The sequence below is a fragment of the Streptosporangium sp. NPDC020145 genome (assembly GCF_040631275.1).
Taxonomy (GTDB): Bacteria; Actinomycetota; Actinomycetes; order Streptosporangiales; family Streptosporangiaceae; genus Streptosporangium.
In genome coordinates, this window is the sequence record NZ_JBEXZT010000017.1 from 84,037 (window position 1) to 98,362 (window position 14,326).

Here is a 14,326-nt window from a genome sequence, read left to right on the forward strand (position 1 = left end):
TCACGGGAGATCTCCCGTGAGGACCCCTGACGCGGACGGCCCTACCGTCCGGCGGGGACACGCCTCCTGGGGGTGGTCCGCTCAAGCCACAGGTAGGCCGCGACGAGGCTGACCACCCAGCCCATCCACGAGGAGATGTCGAAGAAGACCGCCACGTCGATGCCGTTGCCCGGGATGGCGAACTGGCTGATCACCCGGCCCCACGAGGTGCCCATGGCCAGCGCGAAGCTGTAGACCATCCAGCGCCGGTGGTCCACGTAACGGCGCTGCCGCGCGGCCCGCAGCCCGGCCAGCGACGTCGCGATCCACAGCACCGCCATCGTCGCCAGCCCCAGCTTGCCCATCGGCGCGGTCGAGTACGGCAGCAGCACCAGCGACAGCAGCGAGGCCGGCAGCGCCCCGGCGAAGACGTAGACCCGCCCGGAGATCCGGTGCAGGCCGGGACGGTGACGCCGTACCCACGGCAGCAACTGGACGAAGACCGTCACCAGCGCCACGTTGCCCGCGACGACGTGCGCCACGACCACCGGGTAGTGCAGGGCGAAGCCCGGGTCGATACGGGTGCGCGACAGGACCGGGTCGAAGCTCAGGTAGCGCGGCAGCGCGTAGATCAGGTTGAACACGACGAGCGCGCCGAGCCCGTACAGCCACGGGCTGCGCCACCACGGCCACGGGGAACGTCGCGCGAGGCCCCCCTCCCTGTCCTCCAGCCCGTCGACCAGGGTCCCTTCGGATTTCTTCGTCACTGCTTTTCCACCTTTTCCTAGGCGGCCCCGCCCAGGGCCGAAAACGTCGTCCGGGGGAGAGAAAGATCGCGGCTGAAGGCGCCAATGGGAGTTTCACGTCCGCTCCCCGGAAAACGCATCTCCCGTATTGCCATGTTCGTCGGCGACACCTGGAAAGCGATGACCCGGAGCAATTCAGAAGATGTCTCACCCGTGTCCCCGGTGCGACCATGCAGTGGCGGAGAGGGCGCACGGGAATCCACTGGGAAATCCATTTCGGTTGTCCCTTCCGCGTGCCCGGCCGTACCCAGGCCACGGAGTCGAACTTGTGAGGTGAACCCCTGATGGCCGATGGAGCGGGAACCCGCGCGGTGGTGCTCGGCGGGAGCATGGCGGGCCTGCTGGCCGCCCGGGTGCTCTCCGAACGGTTCACCGAGGTGCTGCTCGTCGATCGTGACCGGCTGACCGGGGTGGCCACCTACCGGCCGGGCGTCCCGCACGGGCGGCACGCCCACGGCCTGGTCGCCAGGGGTCACCAGATCCTGGAGGAGCACTTCCCCGGCCTCACCGGGAACCTGGTCGCGGCGGGCGTACGGCCCGGCGACTTCAACGGCGACATCCGCTGGCTGTTCAACGGCCGGCGGATCGCCCCGTCCCACTCGGGGCTGGGGTGCGTCCCCGCGACCAGGCCGGTGCTGGAGAACCAGGTGCGCCTGCGGGTCCAGGCCATCCCCAACGTGCGCTTCGTCGAGGGCCACGACGTCCTCGGCCTTGAGACGACGGCCGACCGGAGCCGGGTGACCGGCGCGCGGGTGCAGCGGCACGACGGCGGCGCCCCGGCGGAGACCCTCGACGCCGACCTGGTGCTCGACACCACGGGCCGGGGGTCGCGCACCCCGCTGTGGCTTGAGGAGCTGGGCTACGGACGCCCCGAGGAGGAGCGCATCAAGATAGACCTGGCCTACACGACCAGGCACTACCGGCTGCGCGCCGACCCGTTCGGCGGCGACCTGGCGATCATCCCGGCCGCCACCCCGCGGACCCCGCGCGGGGCGTTCTTCTTCCCCATCTCCGGAGGCGAGGGCCTGGTCGAGCTCTCGCTCACCGGCATCCTCGGCGACCACCCGCCGACCGACCCCGACGGCTTCCTCGACTTCGCCAGGTCCCTGCCCATCCCGGACATCCACGAGTCGATCAAGGACGCCGAACCGCTCGACGACCCGGTGACGTTCAAGTATCCGGCCAGCGTGCGGCGGCACTACGAACGGCTGGCCGACTTCCCCTCCGGCCTGCTCGTCATGGGCGACGCGGTGTGCACGTTCAACCCGGTCTACGCCCAGGGCATGACGGTCTCCGCGCTGGGGTCCCTCGTCCTGCGGCGCCACCTGGAGCGGGGGACGGAACCGGACGCCAGGGCGTTCTTCAGGGACCTCTCCCGGGAGATCGACTCCCCGTGGGAACTGGCCGCCGGGTCGGACCTGGGCTACGCCGGGGTGCGGGGGAAGCGCTCGGCGAAGGTCAGGTTCGTCAACGCGTACGTGGCCAGGCTCCAGGACGCCGCCGTCAACGACCCCACCCTCGCCAACGCCTTCATCAGGGTCGCCGGGCTCGTCGACCCGCCCGCCTCCCTCATGCTGCCCCGCCACGTCGTCCGGGTGCTGCGCGGGTCACGGCGGCCCCCGGCCGCGCACGGAAACCATGACTCCAGCCCCTCCGCACCGACCGAAAGGCCCTTCGATGCGTCCCTTCCGAGTCGAGTTCCCCCAGGCGGACATCGACGACCTGAACCGGAGACTGGCCGGGACCCGCTGGCCCGGTGAACCGCCGAGCGCCGGGTGGGAACGCGGTGTTCCCCCGGACTACCTCAGGGAGCTGGCCGAGTACTGGCGCACCGGTTTCGACTGGCGGGCGGCGCAGGATCGCCTGAACCGCTTCCCCCAGTTCGTCACCGAGATCGACGGCGTCGACGTGCACTTCCTGCACGCCCGCTCCCCGCGGAGCACGGCCGTACCGCTGGTCATCACGCACGGCTGGCCCGGTTCCTACGCCGAGTTCCTCGACGTGGTCGGGCCGCTGACCGACCCGGCGAGCCACGGCGGCGACCCGGCCGACGCCTTCCACGTCGTGGTCCCCTCCATCCCGGGGTACGGCTTCTCCGGCCACCCGGGCGAGCCGGGGTGGTCGACCCGCAGGGTCGCGCGGGCGTGGGCGGAGCTGATGCGGCGCCTGGGCTACGACCGTTACCTCACGCAGGGCGGCGACTGGGGCATGCCGATCTCCCTGGAGGTCGGGCTGGCCGACCCGGACCACGTGCTGGGTGTCCACGTCAACATGTTCGCCGCGTTCCCGCCGCAGGACCCGGCCGAGTGGGGCGAGCTGAGCGAGTCCGACCTGGCGCGGCTCGACTTCGCGGCGCGTTTCGAGCAGGACGGGGCGGGCTGGCGGTTCATCCAGTCCACCAGGCCGCAGACGCTGGCGTACGCGCTGACCGACTCCCCCGCCGGGCAGCTCGCCTGGATCGTGGAGAAGTACAAGGAGTGGACCGACTCGGCGAAGTCGCCCGAGGACGCCGTCGAACGCGACCACCTGCTGACCATCGCCTCGATCTACTGGCTGACCGCCTCCGCCGGGTCGAGTGCCCAGCTCTACTACGAGTCCAACCACCTGACCGCCGACTTCCTGCGGACCTGGGGCGGCCCCTGGCCGTTACGGGCCCCCGTCGGGGTCGCGGTCTTCCCCTCCGACGTGGTGCTTCCGGTGCGCTCGTTCGCCGAACGGGTGCTGCCGACGCTGTCGCACTGGTCGGAGTTCGACCGGGGCGGGCACTTCGCGGCCATGGAGCAGCCGGGACTGTTCGTCGAGGACGTGCGGGCCTTCGCCCGCCCGCTGCGGTGAGGACGCCATGACCACTTCGGACACCGTCACCGGAACCATCGCGCCGCTCTCCCTCAACCAGGAGTTCGTCTGCGTCTTCGACCAGGGGGACGACTGCGGCCCGTTCGGCCCGCGCTACCACCTCGTCCACGGCTGGCGGGTACGCGGCGGCGTGGACGAGGAGACCCTGCGGGGCGCCCTCGCCGACGTCGTCGTCAGGCACGAGGCGCTGCGCACCCTCATCGTCAGGAAGGACGGCTCCCGCCACCAGGAGATCCTGCCGCCCTGCCCGGTCGAGCTGGAGGTCAGGGACCTGTCGGGAACCGCCCCCGAACGGCGGGACGCGGTGGTCGACGACCTGCTCGACGAGGTCGAGGCGTCCACGATCGAGTCGGGGACGCTGCCGCACCTGCGGGCCGTACTGGGCCGGTTCGACGACCAGGACGCGATCCTGGTGATCATCACGCACCACACGGCGACCGACGGGTGGTCCATGCGGCTGATCATCAGGGACGTCGCCCGGTACTACGCGGCGCGGCGCGAGGGCGTCCCCGCCGCGCTGCCCGAGACGCGCCCCTACCGGGAGTACGCGCGCTGGCAGCTGGCCTCCGCGCAGGAGGGGGGCGCGGAGGCCGACCACGCCTACTGGCGGGAGAACCTGCGCGGAGCGGAGATCTTCACGGTGCGCACCGACCGGCCCCGGTCGGCCGAGGCCGGGCAGGAGACGTCGGTGCATCGTTTCCTGATCGGCGCCGAGACGATCTCCCGGGCGACGGCCCTGGCCAGGGCGGTGCGCGGCACGCTCTTCATGGTGCTGCTGTCCGCCTTCTACCTGCTCGAACACCGGGAGACCGGCCGTACGGACATCACCGTGCCCACCTTCACCCCCGGCCGGGGCCGGGAACGGGACGGGTTCGGGGACATGGTCGGCTCCTGCTTCAACTTCCTGCCGCTGCGGACCGACCTGGCGGCCTGCCGTACCTTCCGCCAGGTCGTCGAACGGACCAGGACGACCTGCCTTGAGGGGTACTCGCACGACATCCCGACCCTGCGGATCTTCGGGCAGGCGCCCGAACTGATGCGGCCCGCAATGGAGGCCGACCGGGCGCCCTGGGTCTTCCAGGTCTTCCCGTTCCCGTTCGTGCTCGACGGCGAGGTGATCGGCGACCTGGAGTACACGGAGGTACGGCTGCGCCTGCTCGACCAGTCCGTCGGCTCCGACGTGCCCGACGGCGCGCTGTGGACCCTGAACCTCCACCCGACCGGCGAGATCGTGGGCAGCGTCCAGTACAAGAACGCCCTGTACGACCACGACACGATCGCGGGCCTGGTCGCCGAGTACGGCCGCCTGCTCACCGAGGCCGTCGCCGCCCCGGACGCCCCGCTCCCCCGGGACTGACCCGGAAGGAACCGACGCCCCGGAACCCGAAGCCCCAGGACCGGGACACCGCCAGAGCCCACCGCCCCAGAACCCGCTACCCCGGAACTCACCGCCCCAGGGCCGAGACCCCAGGACCCGCCGCCCCCGGACCGAGACCCCAGAACGGAAGGAGCCGATCAGCGATGACGGCCGTCACGAACGCCCCGGGACAGGGCTTCCCGGCTCCGCCCGAGCCCGGCCTCACCCCGAACGAGGTGCTGGCCAGGGCCGAGGCGATCGCGCCCACGCTGGTCGGCCTCCAGGCGGAGACCGAGCAGCGCACCCACTACTCCCGGCGGACGCACGAGGAGTTCGCCAGGGCCGGTTTCCACCGCATCCTGGTGCCCCGCCGCTACGGCGGCTACGAGTTCGGGATCGACACCTTCATGCGGGTGGTGACGACGCTCGCCCGTGGCTGCCCCTCGACGGCCTGGATGTACTGCCTGGGCGCCACCCACGCCATCGCCGCCGCCACGCTCTTCGGCGAGGAGGCGCAGGCCGAGATCTTCCGGGACGGCGACTTCGTCTGCCCGGCGACGATCGTGCCCAGCGGCTCCGCCGTACCGGCCGCCGACGGGGGGTGGGTGCTCAACGGCACCTGGAACTACTGCTCGGGCGCGCCGTACGCGACGCACTTCATCGGCCACGCCCTGGCCCAGACCGGCGACGGGCCACCCGCGCCCATGCTGTTCATCGCCCCGCGTGACCAGTGGCGCCTCGTCGACGACTGGGGGCGGCAGCTCGGCCTCAAGGGCAGCGGGTCGCACAGCGTCACCATGGAGAACGGCCGCATCCCGGCCTCCTTCGCGCTGCCCGGCACACACCTGAGCGAGGCGACCGTCGCCGGCGGGACCCCGGGCCGTGAGCTGCACGGCAACCCCCAGTACGGCGGCGGCCCGCTCAGCTACATGGTCCTGGAGATCGCGTCGCTGGCCGTCGGCATCGCCCAGGGCGCCCTCGACGTCTACGGCGAGCTGATGCGGTCGAGGAAAACGCTGCTGCCGCCCGTCGTCGGCCGCGCCGAGGACCCCGACTACCAGTTCTGGTACGCCGAGGCCGCCGGCATGATCGCCGCGGCCGAGGCCGGGGTGCAGGGCGCGATCAGGCAGTGGCAGGAACTGTGCGCGCTCGGCCCCGAGGCGTTCACCAGGGAACAGGACCTGCGGATCACCACGATCTGCCGCCACACGATCCGGCTGTGCTGGACGGCGGTGGAGAGCTACCTGTTCCCGACGGCCGGGTCCAGCTCGGTCCGCCAGGGCGAACGCCTCGAACGGGTGTGGCGGGACATGTCCATGCTGCACAGCCACGCCGGGTTCGCGGTCTTCCTGCCGACCGTGGCGAACCGCGAGTTCACCCGCGTCCACTTCACCGCGCCATGACCGCTCCTGAGGCCCGCCTCGCTCGCCGGGGCGAGGCGGGCTACGCGGAGGCGACGCGGGTCTTCAACCTGGCCGCGCCCGCCGAACCCGCCGTCGCGGCGACGGTGCGCGACGTCGCGGGGATCAGGGCCGCGCTCGCCCACGCCGTTGCGGAGAACCTGCGGGTCCGGGTGCACTCGACCGGCCACGGCTCGGCCACCGCCCGCCCGATGGGCGAGGCGCTGCTGCTCAGGACCGAACTGTCCGGCGGCGTCGAGATCGACTCCGCGGCCCGCGTCGCCCGGGTGCCCGCGGGGACGCGCTGGGGTCAGGTCGTCGAGGCCGCCGAGCCGTACGGCCTGGCCGCCCCGCACGGCTCCTCCCCGCTCGTCGGCGTCGTCGGCTACCTGCTGCGCGGCGGGGTGAGCCTCTACGGACGGCACACCGGGCTGGCCGCCAACTCCGTCAGGGCGGTCGAACTGGTCACCGCGGACGGCGAACCGCGCAGGGCCGACGCCTCCTCCGATCCCGAGCTGCTGTGGGCGCTGCGCGGCGGCGGGGGCGGGTTCGGCGTCGTCACCGCCGTCGAGTTCGACCTGTTCCCCCTGGAACGGGTGGTCACCGGCGCCGCGTACTGGCCCGCCGTACACGCCGAACGGCTGCTGCCGCTGTGGCTGGACTGGACGCGCAAGGCGCCGCGTGAGGCGACCACGACGCTGCGGCTGATGAACCTGCCGCCGCTGCCCGAGGTCCCGGAGCCGTTGCGCGGGCGGAGCGTGCTCTGCGTCGACGGCGTCGTGCTCGGCGGACCCGGGGACGAGGCGGTCGCCGAGGACCTCCTCGGCCCGCTGCGCGCGCTCGCCCCGCCGATCCTCGACACCTGGGGTACGGCCCCGCCCCGCCAGGTGACGCTGACCCACATGGACCCCACCGAGCCGTTCCCCATCTTCGGCGACCACATGCTGCTGGACGACCTGCCCGAGGAGGCGGCCGGGGAGTTCCTGCGGGTCGCCGGGCCGGGGTCGCCGCTGACCAACGCCGAACTGCGCCAGCTCGGCGGAGCGCTGGCCGTACCGGAACGGGAGGGCGGGGCGCTCGACCGCCTCGACGCGAGCTTCGCCTACATGGGCGGGGGTGTGCCCTTCGGCGACCTCACCCCGGAGGCCCTCGTCGGCCACTGCGCGCGGACGCGGGCCGTACTACGGCCGTGGGACACCGGCCTGACCGCGCCCTCGTTCGTGGAGAGCCTCTCCCAGCCCCAGCGCCACCTGAGCCCCGAGCGGGTCGAGGCCGTCGACCGGGTCAGGGCCAGGGTCGATCCCACCGGGCTGTTCCGCGACGACATCGCCCCCGGTGCGACGGCCCACAGCAATCCGTGAGACGCCCGGGTGGAACCGGTATGACCCGATTGGGGAGAAGATGCTGAACAGACGACGCCTGCTGACGGCCGGAGGCCTCACGCTCGGCGGCATGGTCGGCGGGACACTGCTGCTGCCCAGGCAGGAGGCCTCCCCCGCCATGGCCGACGCGGGCCTCGGCACCCACCGGCGGACGCACATGACCCACGGCGCGACGCCCACCCGGGGCTCGGACCCGGCCCCGTTCCGGGTGCGGATGCCCGTGCCCCGCGTGCTCACCCCGGTCGCCTCCTACCGCGACGTGGACGTCTACCACCAGGACATCCGCGCCTCCCGGGTGGAGATGCTGCCCGGCGTGCGCACCGAGGTCCTCGGGTACGGCGGCGCCTTCGTCGGCCCGACCCTGCGCGTCAGGCAGGGGCGGCGGGTCGTCGTGCGTTACCGCAACGGCCTCGACCGGGCCGTCAACACCCACCTGCACGGCGGGCACGTCGCGGCCGACAGCGACGGTTATCCGATGGACCTCATCGAACCCGGCCGGTCACGGTTCTACGAGTACCCGAACGCCCAGCCGGGGGCGACGCTCTGGTACCACGACCACACCCACCACATGGAGGCCGAACACGTCTACCGGGGCATGCACGGCTTCTACCTGGTCGAGGGCCGGGACGAGAGGCGCCTGCGGCTGCCCTCCAGGGACCACGACGTGCCGATCATGCTCACCGACGCCCACTTCGCCCCCGACGGCTCCCTGATCTACGCCCCCGAGGACACGCCGAACCGCACGACGCTGCTGGCCAACGGACGGCCGCGGCCGTACTTCCCGGTGGCGGCGCGCAGGTACCGGTTCCGGCTGCTCAACGTGTCCAACTTCCGGACCTTCCACCTGAGCCTCGACCGTGACATGACGATGACGCAGATCGGCTCGGACGGTGGCCTGTTACCCGCGCCGGTGCGGCGGGAGGTCGTGGTGCTCTCCCCCGGCGAACGGGCCGAGGTGGTCATCGACTTCGGCCCCCGCAGGGTCGGCGAACAGGTCGTGCTGAACGACGTCAGCGGCCCGGTCCTGCGCTTCGACGTGGTCACCAGGGTGGCGGACGACAGCCGGGTACCCGACGTGCTGCGCCCCCTGCCGCCGCTGCCCGCCCTCGGCAGCGGACGGACGGACCGGGAGATCACCCTCAAGGTGGACATGGTCCGCGGTGCCGCCTACATCAATGACCAGGTCTTCGACCCCAACCGGGTGGACGCCCGCGTCAAACGAGGAAGCACGGAGATCTGGCGCATCACCAACCTCGACACCGACGTGTCCCTCGACCACAACCTTCACCTGCACCTGGTGCAGTTCAGGATCCTGGACCGCGACGGCGCCCCGCCGCTGCCCGGCGAGTCGGGGCTGAAGGACACCGTCCTGGTGCCCGCGGGCGCCTCGGTCAGAATCCAGGTCACCTTCGGCGACTTCCTCGGCCGATACCTCTACCACTGCCACATGCTCGAACACTCGGTCGGCGGAATGATGGCGCAGATGGAGATCGTCCCCTGACCCCGTTCCCCGCCGAAAGCCATGTCGTAAGCTCCGCTGAAAACCCCACCGAAAGCCATGCCGAAGGCCGTCGGCGGCCGCCACCAGGAGCCTGCCGGATGCCCGCTCCCGGAACCGATGAGGGTTCTGGATCACCGCGACAACCTTCCCCGACCCCCAGAACCGATGAGGACCCCGTCATGAGCGACCTGAGGGACGTGACCGATGACCTGCACGCCGAGGCCGAGGAGCTCGACCGGACGGTCGTCGATCTCGACGCCGACGGGTGGGCGACGCCGACCGCCGTACCCGGCTGGACGGTCGGGCACCAGATCGCCCACCTCGCCGCCCTCTACCGGCTGATCGGCCTGGCGGCCTCGGACCCGGTGGCGTTCACCGCGCTGACCACGCAGCCCAGGTTCGACCTGGAGGCGAGGCTGCGCGCGTCGCTGTCCGGCTACCTGCTCGAACCGCCGGGGGCGCTGTTCCCCCGCTGGCACACCGAACGCGAGAACACCGCCGCCATCCTGGCCGCCCTCCCGCCGGACCGTGCGGTGCCATGGCTGGGCGGCCCGCTGGAGGCCGCCGCGCTCGCGGGCGCCGCGATGACCGAGCTGTTCCGCCACGACCAGGACATCGCGGACGCGCTCGGGCTGAGCAGGAAGCGGACGGACCGGGTCAGGCACGCGATCGAGTTCGGGCTGCTGCCCGAAAGCGCCCGCTACCGCCCCACCGGCTGGACCCCGCCCGGCCCCGACCTGCACGTGTTCCTCACCGCCCCCTCGGGAGCCCTGTGGGACTACGGCCCCGCCGAGTCCCCGCAGAAGATCGTCGGCGCCGCCGAGGACTTCTGCCTGCTGGTGACCGGACACGGAGCACAGGCCTCCGACCTCCTCGCCAGCGGCCCCGAGGCGAGACGATGGCTGGCCGGGCTTACCGAAGCCCAGGGACACCCCTGAACCCCCTCCGAACGCCTCCTGCGCATCAGCCGTACCCCCTTGGACACATCCCGTACGCCCTACCAGTCTCGGACATATCCCACATGACCTGGGCATATCCGGTTCGCCACGCCCCAGGGTGCCTGCGTGTCCACGCGCTGACCGCGAAGTACGATCGACCAATGACCGAAATGACCGATACCGCGCCCGGATGGCTCTCTCCCGACGAGCTTGAGGCCGCTCGCGCCCGGATGCCAATCCTCTACGTCGACGCCGTCCCCGTCCGGGTGGACGACACGGGGGTGGTCACGCACGTCGGCCTGCTGCTGCGCATCGGCGCCGACGGCACGGTCAGCCGTGCCCTCGTCTCCGGTCGTGTGCTCCTGCACGAACGGGTCCGCGACGCGCTCATGCGCCACCTGGAGAAGGACCTCGGCCCGGTGGCGCTGCCGCGCGTACCCGCCTCACCGCAGCCCTTCACGATCGCCGAGTACTTCCCGACGCCGGGTGTCACGCCCTACCACGACCCCCGGCAGCACGCGGTCTCCCTCGCCTACGTCGTCCCGGTGGCCGGGGACTGCCGCCCAAGGCAGGACGCCCTGGACCTGGTCTGGTTCACCCCGGAGGAGGCGGCCTCCCCCCTGGTCCAACAGGAGATGCAGGGCGGCCACGGCACCCTCCTCAAGCAGGCCCTGGCCCACGTGGGCCGCCTGTCCTAAATCTCAGACGCCCGGCGCCGGAGCTTTCCCGGTGCCGTGCGTGAGGGGTGTCGGCTTGTGCTTTACCGACGCCAGGTGTGAGGAGTGTCGGCTTGGGCGCGTCGGTGTCTGGACTGAGGAGTGAGGGAGCGAAGCGGACGAACGACGAGGGAAGACACCGACTCAGGGCGCCCAAGCCCGCGCCGCCGCAGGCGGAGCAAAAGGCGCAGCCCGCGACGCCGCCAGGCGGAGCAAAGAGGCAGGACCGTCGTCTGATTGCAGCTCAGGCCGACCGGTTGACTGTCAGCGCGCGCAGTTCGCGGGCAACGGGCAGAGTTCGAGCATGCTCCGGCAGGGCGCCGAGAACGAGATGCGTGTCCGTCGTATAGCGGGTCATCCAGCGTCCGGAAGGAAGGCCGTCAACGATCCGGAGAGCTTCCTGCGCGGCGTTCTCTGGATCAGTTCGGGCGTGCAGCGCGACACGGTGCAATCGAATTCGAGGCGAGGTTTGATCGTTCACCGGATACAGGGCTTCGGCGGCATCCTGCGCCTGGGTAGCGTTCCTCACATCACTTGCGAGGGTGTAGATCAGGCTTCGATCGAACCACAGCCCACGCTCGCTGAGGCTGCGAAAAGCGCCAGACGCTGCCGGGAGCTGGTCAAACGCCCTCTCAGCTTCTTGCAGCGTGTTGATCGCGTCCGCGTGAGAACCCATTGCCGCCAGCGTCTTCGCCTCAGTGGTTAAGGCCGCCACAAGCGGAGCGCTTGGCTGCGAACCGGCCAGCCGACGAGCCTCCTGAGAGAGCTTGAGGACCTCGGCGAGATCCTCGGCCGGATCGCTGCGCCTGTGGATCGCCTCGCGGCTTCGCAACCAGGAGGCAAGCAACCGATCACCGGATTCGTCGATAAGCGTCCGGGTTGTGCTCCACCACCGATGGGCCTGCCTGCGATTGCCCATGTCGGTCCACTTACCGGCGATCAAGGCGGTGTGCCGGGCAGCGGCGTGGGCGAGGTCTCGCCGTACCGCATCGGGCTGATTGCGAGCGAGATGGGGAGCCATCTCGGCGAAGTCGGCAGCGAGGGCGGCAAGGACGACGGCGGGCGATTCGACGCGGGCGGCTTTGGCGTGTACGTCGGCGGCGTCTTCCCAGTCGTCGATCATCGCCTGTGACACGCTCGCCCCGGAGATGGAGGGTTGGGATACCTTCCAGGCGTCCGTCAGCGCGGCCAGCGCGGGCGCCACCGCGCCGCCGACGGCGACGACAGCGGCGTCCCGCATAAGTCGTCTGCGCTCCATGTCTTCATCCTCATCCCGCGTTGAGGCCTTTGCCTCGACGGTACCCTTCCGCGCCTGATCGGCGTCAGTCATCGCCGCGTGAAGCGCTTGCGCCATGAGTTCACCTCCGGCGCCGAGTTCGGCGTCGAGGGCCTTGACGGCCTCGACGGGCGGGCGGTTCTTTCCCTGCTCCCATTTGCTGATCAGGGAGTAGTTCCACCGGATCTGCTCAGCGAGGTCACGCAGGCTCAGTCCGTGATGTTCTCGCCGGATCCGCAGGGCACGGCCGAACTCCTGCCAGCCCGTCGAGGTGTTCGGAGTCGATTGTCCGGTCACGTTCGCCCTCGCGATCCGTTGCACGCGTTGCACCTGCGCCGATGCAACGCAGTGTGTCTTGCCCCACACTCCCAGCGACTTCAACTATGGCACCAGCAAGGGCCGTGTAAAGCGGAACCCCGCAGGCTGGCAGGCCGTACGGGGTCCCTGATCGCAAAAGAGGTGCGATCGTGAACGATGGTAAGGCCGCTGGGCCTTCACCGACCATCCCGGGCTGGCGCCTGCTCATCAGTGACGCGGGCCGGTTCTGGGCCTTCCGGCAGAAGCCCTTCCCCGTCGAGGCGCGGCGGGCCGGTGCCGAACCGGACCTGGACGCTGACACCTTCGACGACATCCAGGCCGTCATCACCCGCCATGAGGAGATCGCCCGTCAGGCCGCCGGGCAGGTGGCGTTGTGATCAGGCGGTCTCGCCGCTGCGGACGGCACCGCGACGGGCAGCCGTTCACGAGGGTGTACCGGCGCCTGTGGGACGGCCCGGCCCGTTCCGAAGCGGAACGACTGGACCGTTCCTGCCAGTGGTGGAGCGTGCTCTACAGCCTTGGACAGCGCCGCTTCTACGCCATCGCGATCTGGCCGACGCCCGAACCGCTGATCATCTCCGACGTCAGCCCCGAAGGGCTTCAGGAGCGGATGCGCGAGGCGGAGACGGCCCTCGCCTGGCGGGCGCTTCCCCTTCACTCGACCCGGCGCGGCGGTAACCACTCCCAGGTGCCCGCCGTCGCGCCGTACCGCCCCCGGCGCCATCGCCGGAACGCGGCCTGACAAGCCGGTACGACGGGCGGGGCCCTCATCCCGCCCCTGCCCGCCGTACCTCGTGAACGTGCGGCCCAGGCATGAGGGGCCTGGGCCGCACCCCCTCGGCGGCTCCGGAACGCATCGGGGAAGCGGGGTCGTCGGCGCCGGTCACAACGGAGTGACCGGCCCCTTCGGGCGCCCGGCCAGGCAACCTCGCCGGCCGGGCGCCCTCCAAGCCATCCGTCGCCATCCGTCACGGACAGGAGTCCCGTGAAGAACCCGCTGAGCGTATTGCTCGACCTGCTTTCCACAGCTCTCCCCGGCCTCCCGGGCACCGAGATCGAACCTCGACCCCCGAGAGAGTCCTTGAAACCGCCCGTGGCGCCTCCGGAGAGCCGGGAGGGTTCCTGACATGGCCGTCCCGGTCGGGGTCGAGCCGGTCCCGTGGATCGCGATGCGGGCTGTTCCCGCATGGCCGGTGATCGCCGCCCGGCTACGAAGGGACCGTTCGCGACCGGCCACGATCCCGAGAATGAGCGGCGGCTGATCGAACTGCTCGGCACCATCCATCGCGGCTGGAGGTACGAGGCCCGGGACATGCCGGGCCTGCCCCGGTGGTGGGCCTACCGCTACCAGCCGGTCACCCCGGCCCAGCACGCCGCCGGAGCACGTGACGTCCTCGCCCGCACCACCGTCCACCGCCTGGCCCAAGCCCTGGGCCTCCAGGACGGGATCACCCACATCATCCGCACCTGACGCCATAAGGATCCCCATGACCAGCATCATCAGCCCCGACGGCACCTTCAGCACCGAAACCGGAGCCACCGACCGCCTCCTCACCCCCGGCGAGGTCGCCCGCATCTTCGGGGTGGACCCCAAGACCGTCAACCGCTGGGCGTTGACCGGAAAGGTCCCGTCCGTCCGCACACCCAGCAGACAACGCCGCTACCTGGAGTCCGAAGTCCGCGCACTGCTACACGGGTCAGGAGCCGTTGGCGCATGAGAACGAACACGTGATGCTCATATCAAGGGCGCGATCCGCCGTGAATGTCCGAAGCAACTCTTCTGTTTTCCCGCGTCGG

14 protein-coding genes are annotated in these 14,326 nt (G+C 71.1%); 12 read left to right on the forward strand and 2 right to left on the reverse strand.

What is annotated here, in order from left to right; translation table 11 throughout:
- Nucleotides 1-41 precede the first annotated feature (41 nt).
- Nucleotides 42-746, reverse strand: a complete 705-nt coding sequence (locus tag ABZ463_RS27025) for a DUF2306 domain-containing protein (RefSeq protein WP_352014450.1) — start codon at nt 744-746, stop codon at nt 42-44.
- Between the two features lie 323 nt (nt 747-1,069).
- On the opposite strand from ABZ463_RS27025, the gene ABZ463_RS27030 reads away from it, so the two are divergent.
- The 8 genes from ABZ463_RS27030 (at nt 1,070) to ABZ463_RS27065 (ending at nt 10,917) form a co-directional block, all read left to right on the forward strand.
- The gene (locus ABZ463_RS27030; protein WP_362780273.1) at nt 1,070-2,545 is read left to right on the forward strand and encodes an FAD-binding monooxygenase; all 1,476 of its coding nucleotides are present in this window, start codon (nt 1,070-1,072) and stop codon (nt 2,543-2,545) included.
- On the forward strand, nt 2,463-3,620 hold the full coding sequence (locus tag ABZ463_RS27035; RefSeq protein WP_352014452.1) for an epoxide hydrolase family protein: 1,158 nt from the start codon (nt 2,463-2,465) through the stop codon (nt 3,618-3,620). Before ABZ463_RS27030 ends, ABZ463_RS27035 begins: the two co-directional genes overlap by 83 nt.
- Before the next feature lie 7 nt (nt 3,621-3,627).
- Nucleotides 3,628-4,998 (forward strand): condensation domain-containing protein, encoded by a 1,371-nt coding sequence (locus ABZ463_RS27040; RefSeq protein ID WP_362780276.1) that lies wholly within the window; start codon nt 3,628-3,630, stop codon nt 4,996-4,998.
- A 164-nt stretch (nt 4,999-5,162) separates the two neighbouring features.
- Nucleotides 5,163-6,401 (forward strand): acyl-CoA dehydrogenase family protein, encoded by a 1,239-nt coding sequence (locus ABZ463_RS27045; RefSeq protein ID WP_352014454.1) that lies wholly within the window; start codon nt 5,163-5,165, stop codon nt 6,399-6,401.
- Nucleotides 6,398-7,759 carry an FAD-dependent oxidoreductase gene (locus ABZ463_RS27050; RefSeq protein ID WP_362780279.1) on the forward strand — a complete coding sequence of 454 codons (1,362 nt, stop codon included), beginning with the start codon at nt 6,398-6,400 and terminating at the stop codon, nt 7,757-7,759. The genes ABZ463_RS27045 and ABZ463_RS27050 overlap by 4 nt, the downstream gene beginning before the upstream one ends.
- A 40-nt stretch (nt 7,760-7,799) precedes the next feature.
- Nucleotides 7,800-9,281 (forward strand): multicopper oxidase family protein, encoded by a 1,482-nt coding sequence (locus ABZ463_RS27055; RefSeq protein WP_362780281.1) that lies wholly within the window; start codon nt 7,800-7,802, stop codon nt 9,279-9,281.
- Nucleotides 9,282-9,460: 179 nt separating this feature from the next.
- Entirely contained in the window at nt 9,461-10,219 is a 759-nt protein-coding gene (locus ABZ463_RS27060; protein WP_362780283.1) for a maleylpyruvate isomerase family mycothiol-dependent enzyme, read from the forward strand.
- A gap of 161 nt (nt 10,220-10,380) precedes the next feature.
- Nucleotides 10,381-10,917 (forward strand): NUDIX hydrolase family protein, encoded by a 537-nt coding sequence (locus tag ABZ463_RS27065; RefSeq protein ID WP_352014458.1) that lies wholly within the window; start codon nt 10,381-10,383, stop codon nt 10,915-10,917.
- A 262-nt stretch (nt 10,918-11,179) separates the two neighbouring features.
- Here ABZ463_RS27065 and ABZ463_RS27070 read toward each other — a convergent pair whose 3' ends face one another.
- Entirely contained in the window at nt 11,180-12,532 is a 1,353-nt protein-coding gene (locus tag ABZ463_RS27070) for a helix-turn-helix transcriptional regulator (RefSeq protein ID WP_362780286.1), read from the reverse strand.
- A gap of 146 nt (nt 12,533-12,678) precedes the next feature.
- On the opposite strand from ABZ463_RS27070, the gene ABZ463_RS27075 reads away from it, so the two are divergent.
- From ABZ463_RS27075 to ABZ463_RS27090, 4 genes are all read left to right on the forward strand, one after another.
- A complete protein-coding gene (locus tag ABZ463_RS27075; RefSeq protein ID WP_352014460.1) occupies nt 12,679-12,906 on the forward strand; it encodes a hypothetical protein in 228 nt (75 codons plus the stop codon).
- The gene (locus ABZ463_RS27080) at nt 12,903-13,271 is read left to right on the forward strand and encodes a hypothetical protein (RefSeq protein WP_352014461.1); all 369 of its coding nucleotides are present in this window, start codon (nt 12,903-12,905) and stop codon (nt 13,269-13,271) included. Before ABZ463_RS27075 ends, ABZ463_RS27080 begins: the two co-directional genes overlap by 4 nt.
- A 444-nt stretch (nt 13,272-13,715) precedes the next feature.
- Nucleotides 13,716-14,000: a hypothetical protein gene (locus ABZ463_RS27085; RefSeq protein ID WP_362780290.1), complete on the forward strand. Its 285-nt coding sequence runs from the start codon at nt 13,716-13,718 to the stop codon at nt 13,998-14,000.
- Nucleotides 14,001-14,016: 16 nt separating this feature from the next.
- On the forward strand, nt 14,017-14,247 hold the full coding sequence (locus ABZ463_RS27090) for a helix-turn-helix domain-containing protein (protein ID WP_352014463.1): 231 nt from the start codon (nt 14,017-14,019) through the stop codon (nt 14,245-14,247).
- Nucleotides 14,248-14,326: the final 79 nt, after the last annotated feature.

Excerpts from the sequence above, each read along its gene's own strand:
- ABZ463_RS27035 (WP_352014452.1), top strand. The coding sequence starts at position 2,463 with ATGCGTCCCTTCCGAGTCGAGTTCCCCCAGGCGGACATCGACGACCTG.
- ABZ463_RS27040 (WP_362780276.1), top strand. The coding sequence starts at position 3,628 with ATGACCACTTCGGACACCGTCACCGGAACCATCGCGCCGCTCTCCCTC.
- ABZ463_RS27030 (WP_362780273.1), top strand. The coding sequence starts at position 1,070 with ATGGCCGATGGAGCGGGAACCCGCGCGGTGGTGCTCGGCGGGAGCATG.
- ABZ463_RS27065 (WP_352014458.1), top strand. The coding sequence starts at position 10,381 with ATGACCGAAATGACCGATACCGCGCCCGGATGGCTCTCTCCCGACGAG.
- ABZ463_RS27060 (WP_362780283.1), top strand. The coding sequence starts at position 9,461 with ATGAGCGACCTGAGGGACGTGACCGATGACCTGCACGCCGAGGCCGAG.
- ABZ463_RS27085 (WP_362780290.1), top strand. The coding sequence starts at position 13,716 with ATGGCCGGTGATCGCCGCCCGGCTACGAAGGGACCGTTCGCGACCGGC.
- ABZ463_RS27045 (WP_352014454.1), top strand. The coding sequence starts at position 5,163 with ATGACGGCCGTCACGAACGCCCCGGGACAGGGCTTCCCGGCTCCGCCC.
- ABZ463_RS27090 (WP_352014463.1), top strand. The coding sequence starts at position 14,017 with ATGACCAGCATCATCAGCCCCGACGGCACCTTCAGCACCGAAACCGGA.
- ABZ463_RS27055 (WP_362780281.1), top strand. The coding sequence starts at position 7,800 with ATGCTGAACAGACGACGCCTGCTGACGGCCGGAGGCCTCACGCTCGGC.
- ABZ463_RS27050 (WP_362780279.1), top strand. The coding sequence starts at position 6,398 with ATGACCGCTCCTGAGGCCCGCCTCGCTCGCCGGGGCGAGGCGGGCTAC.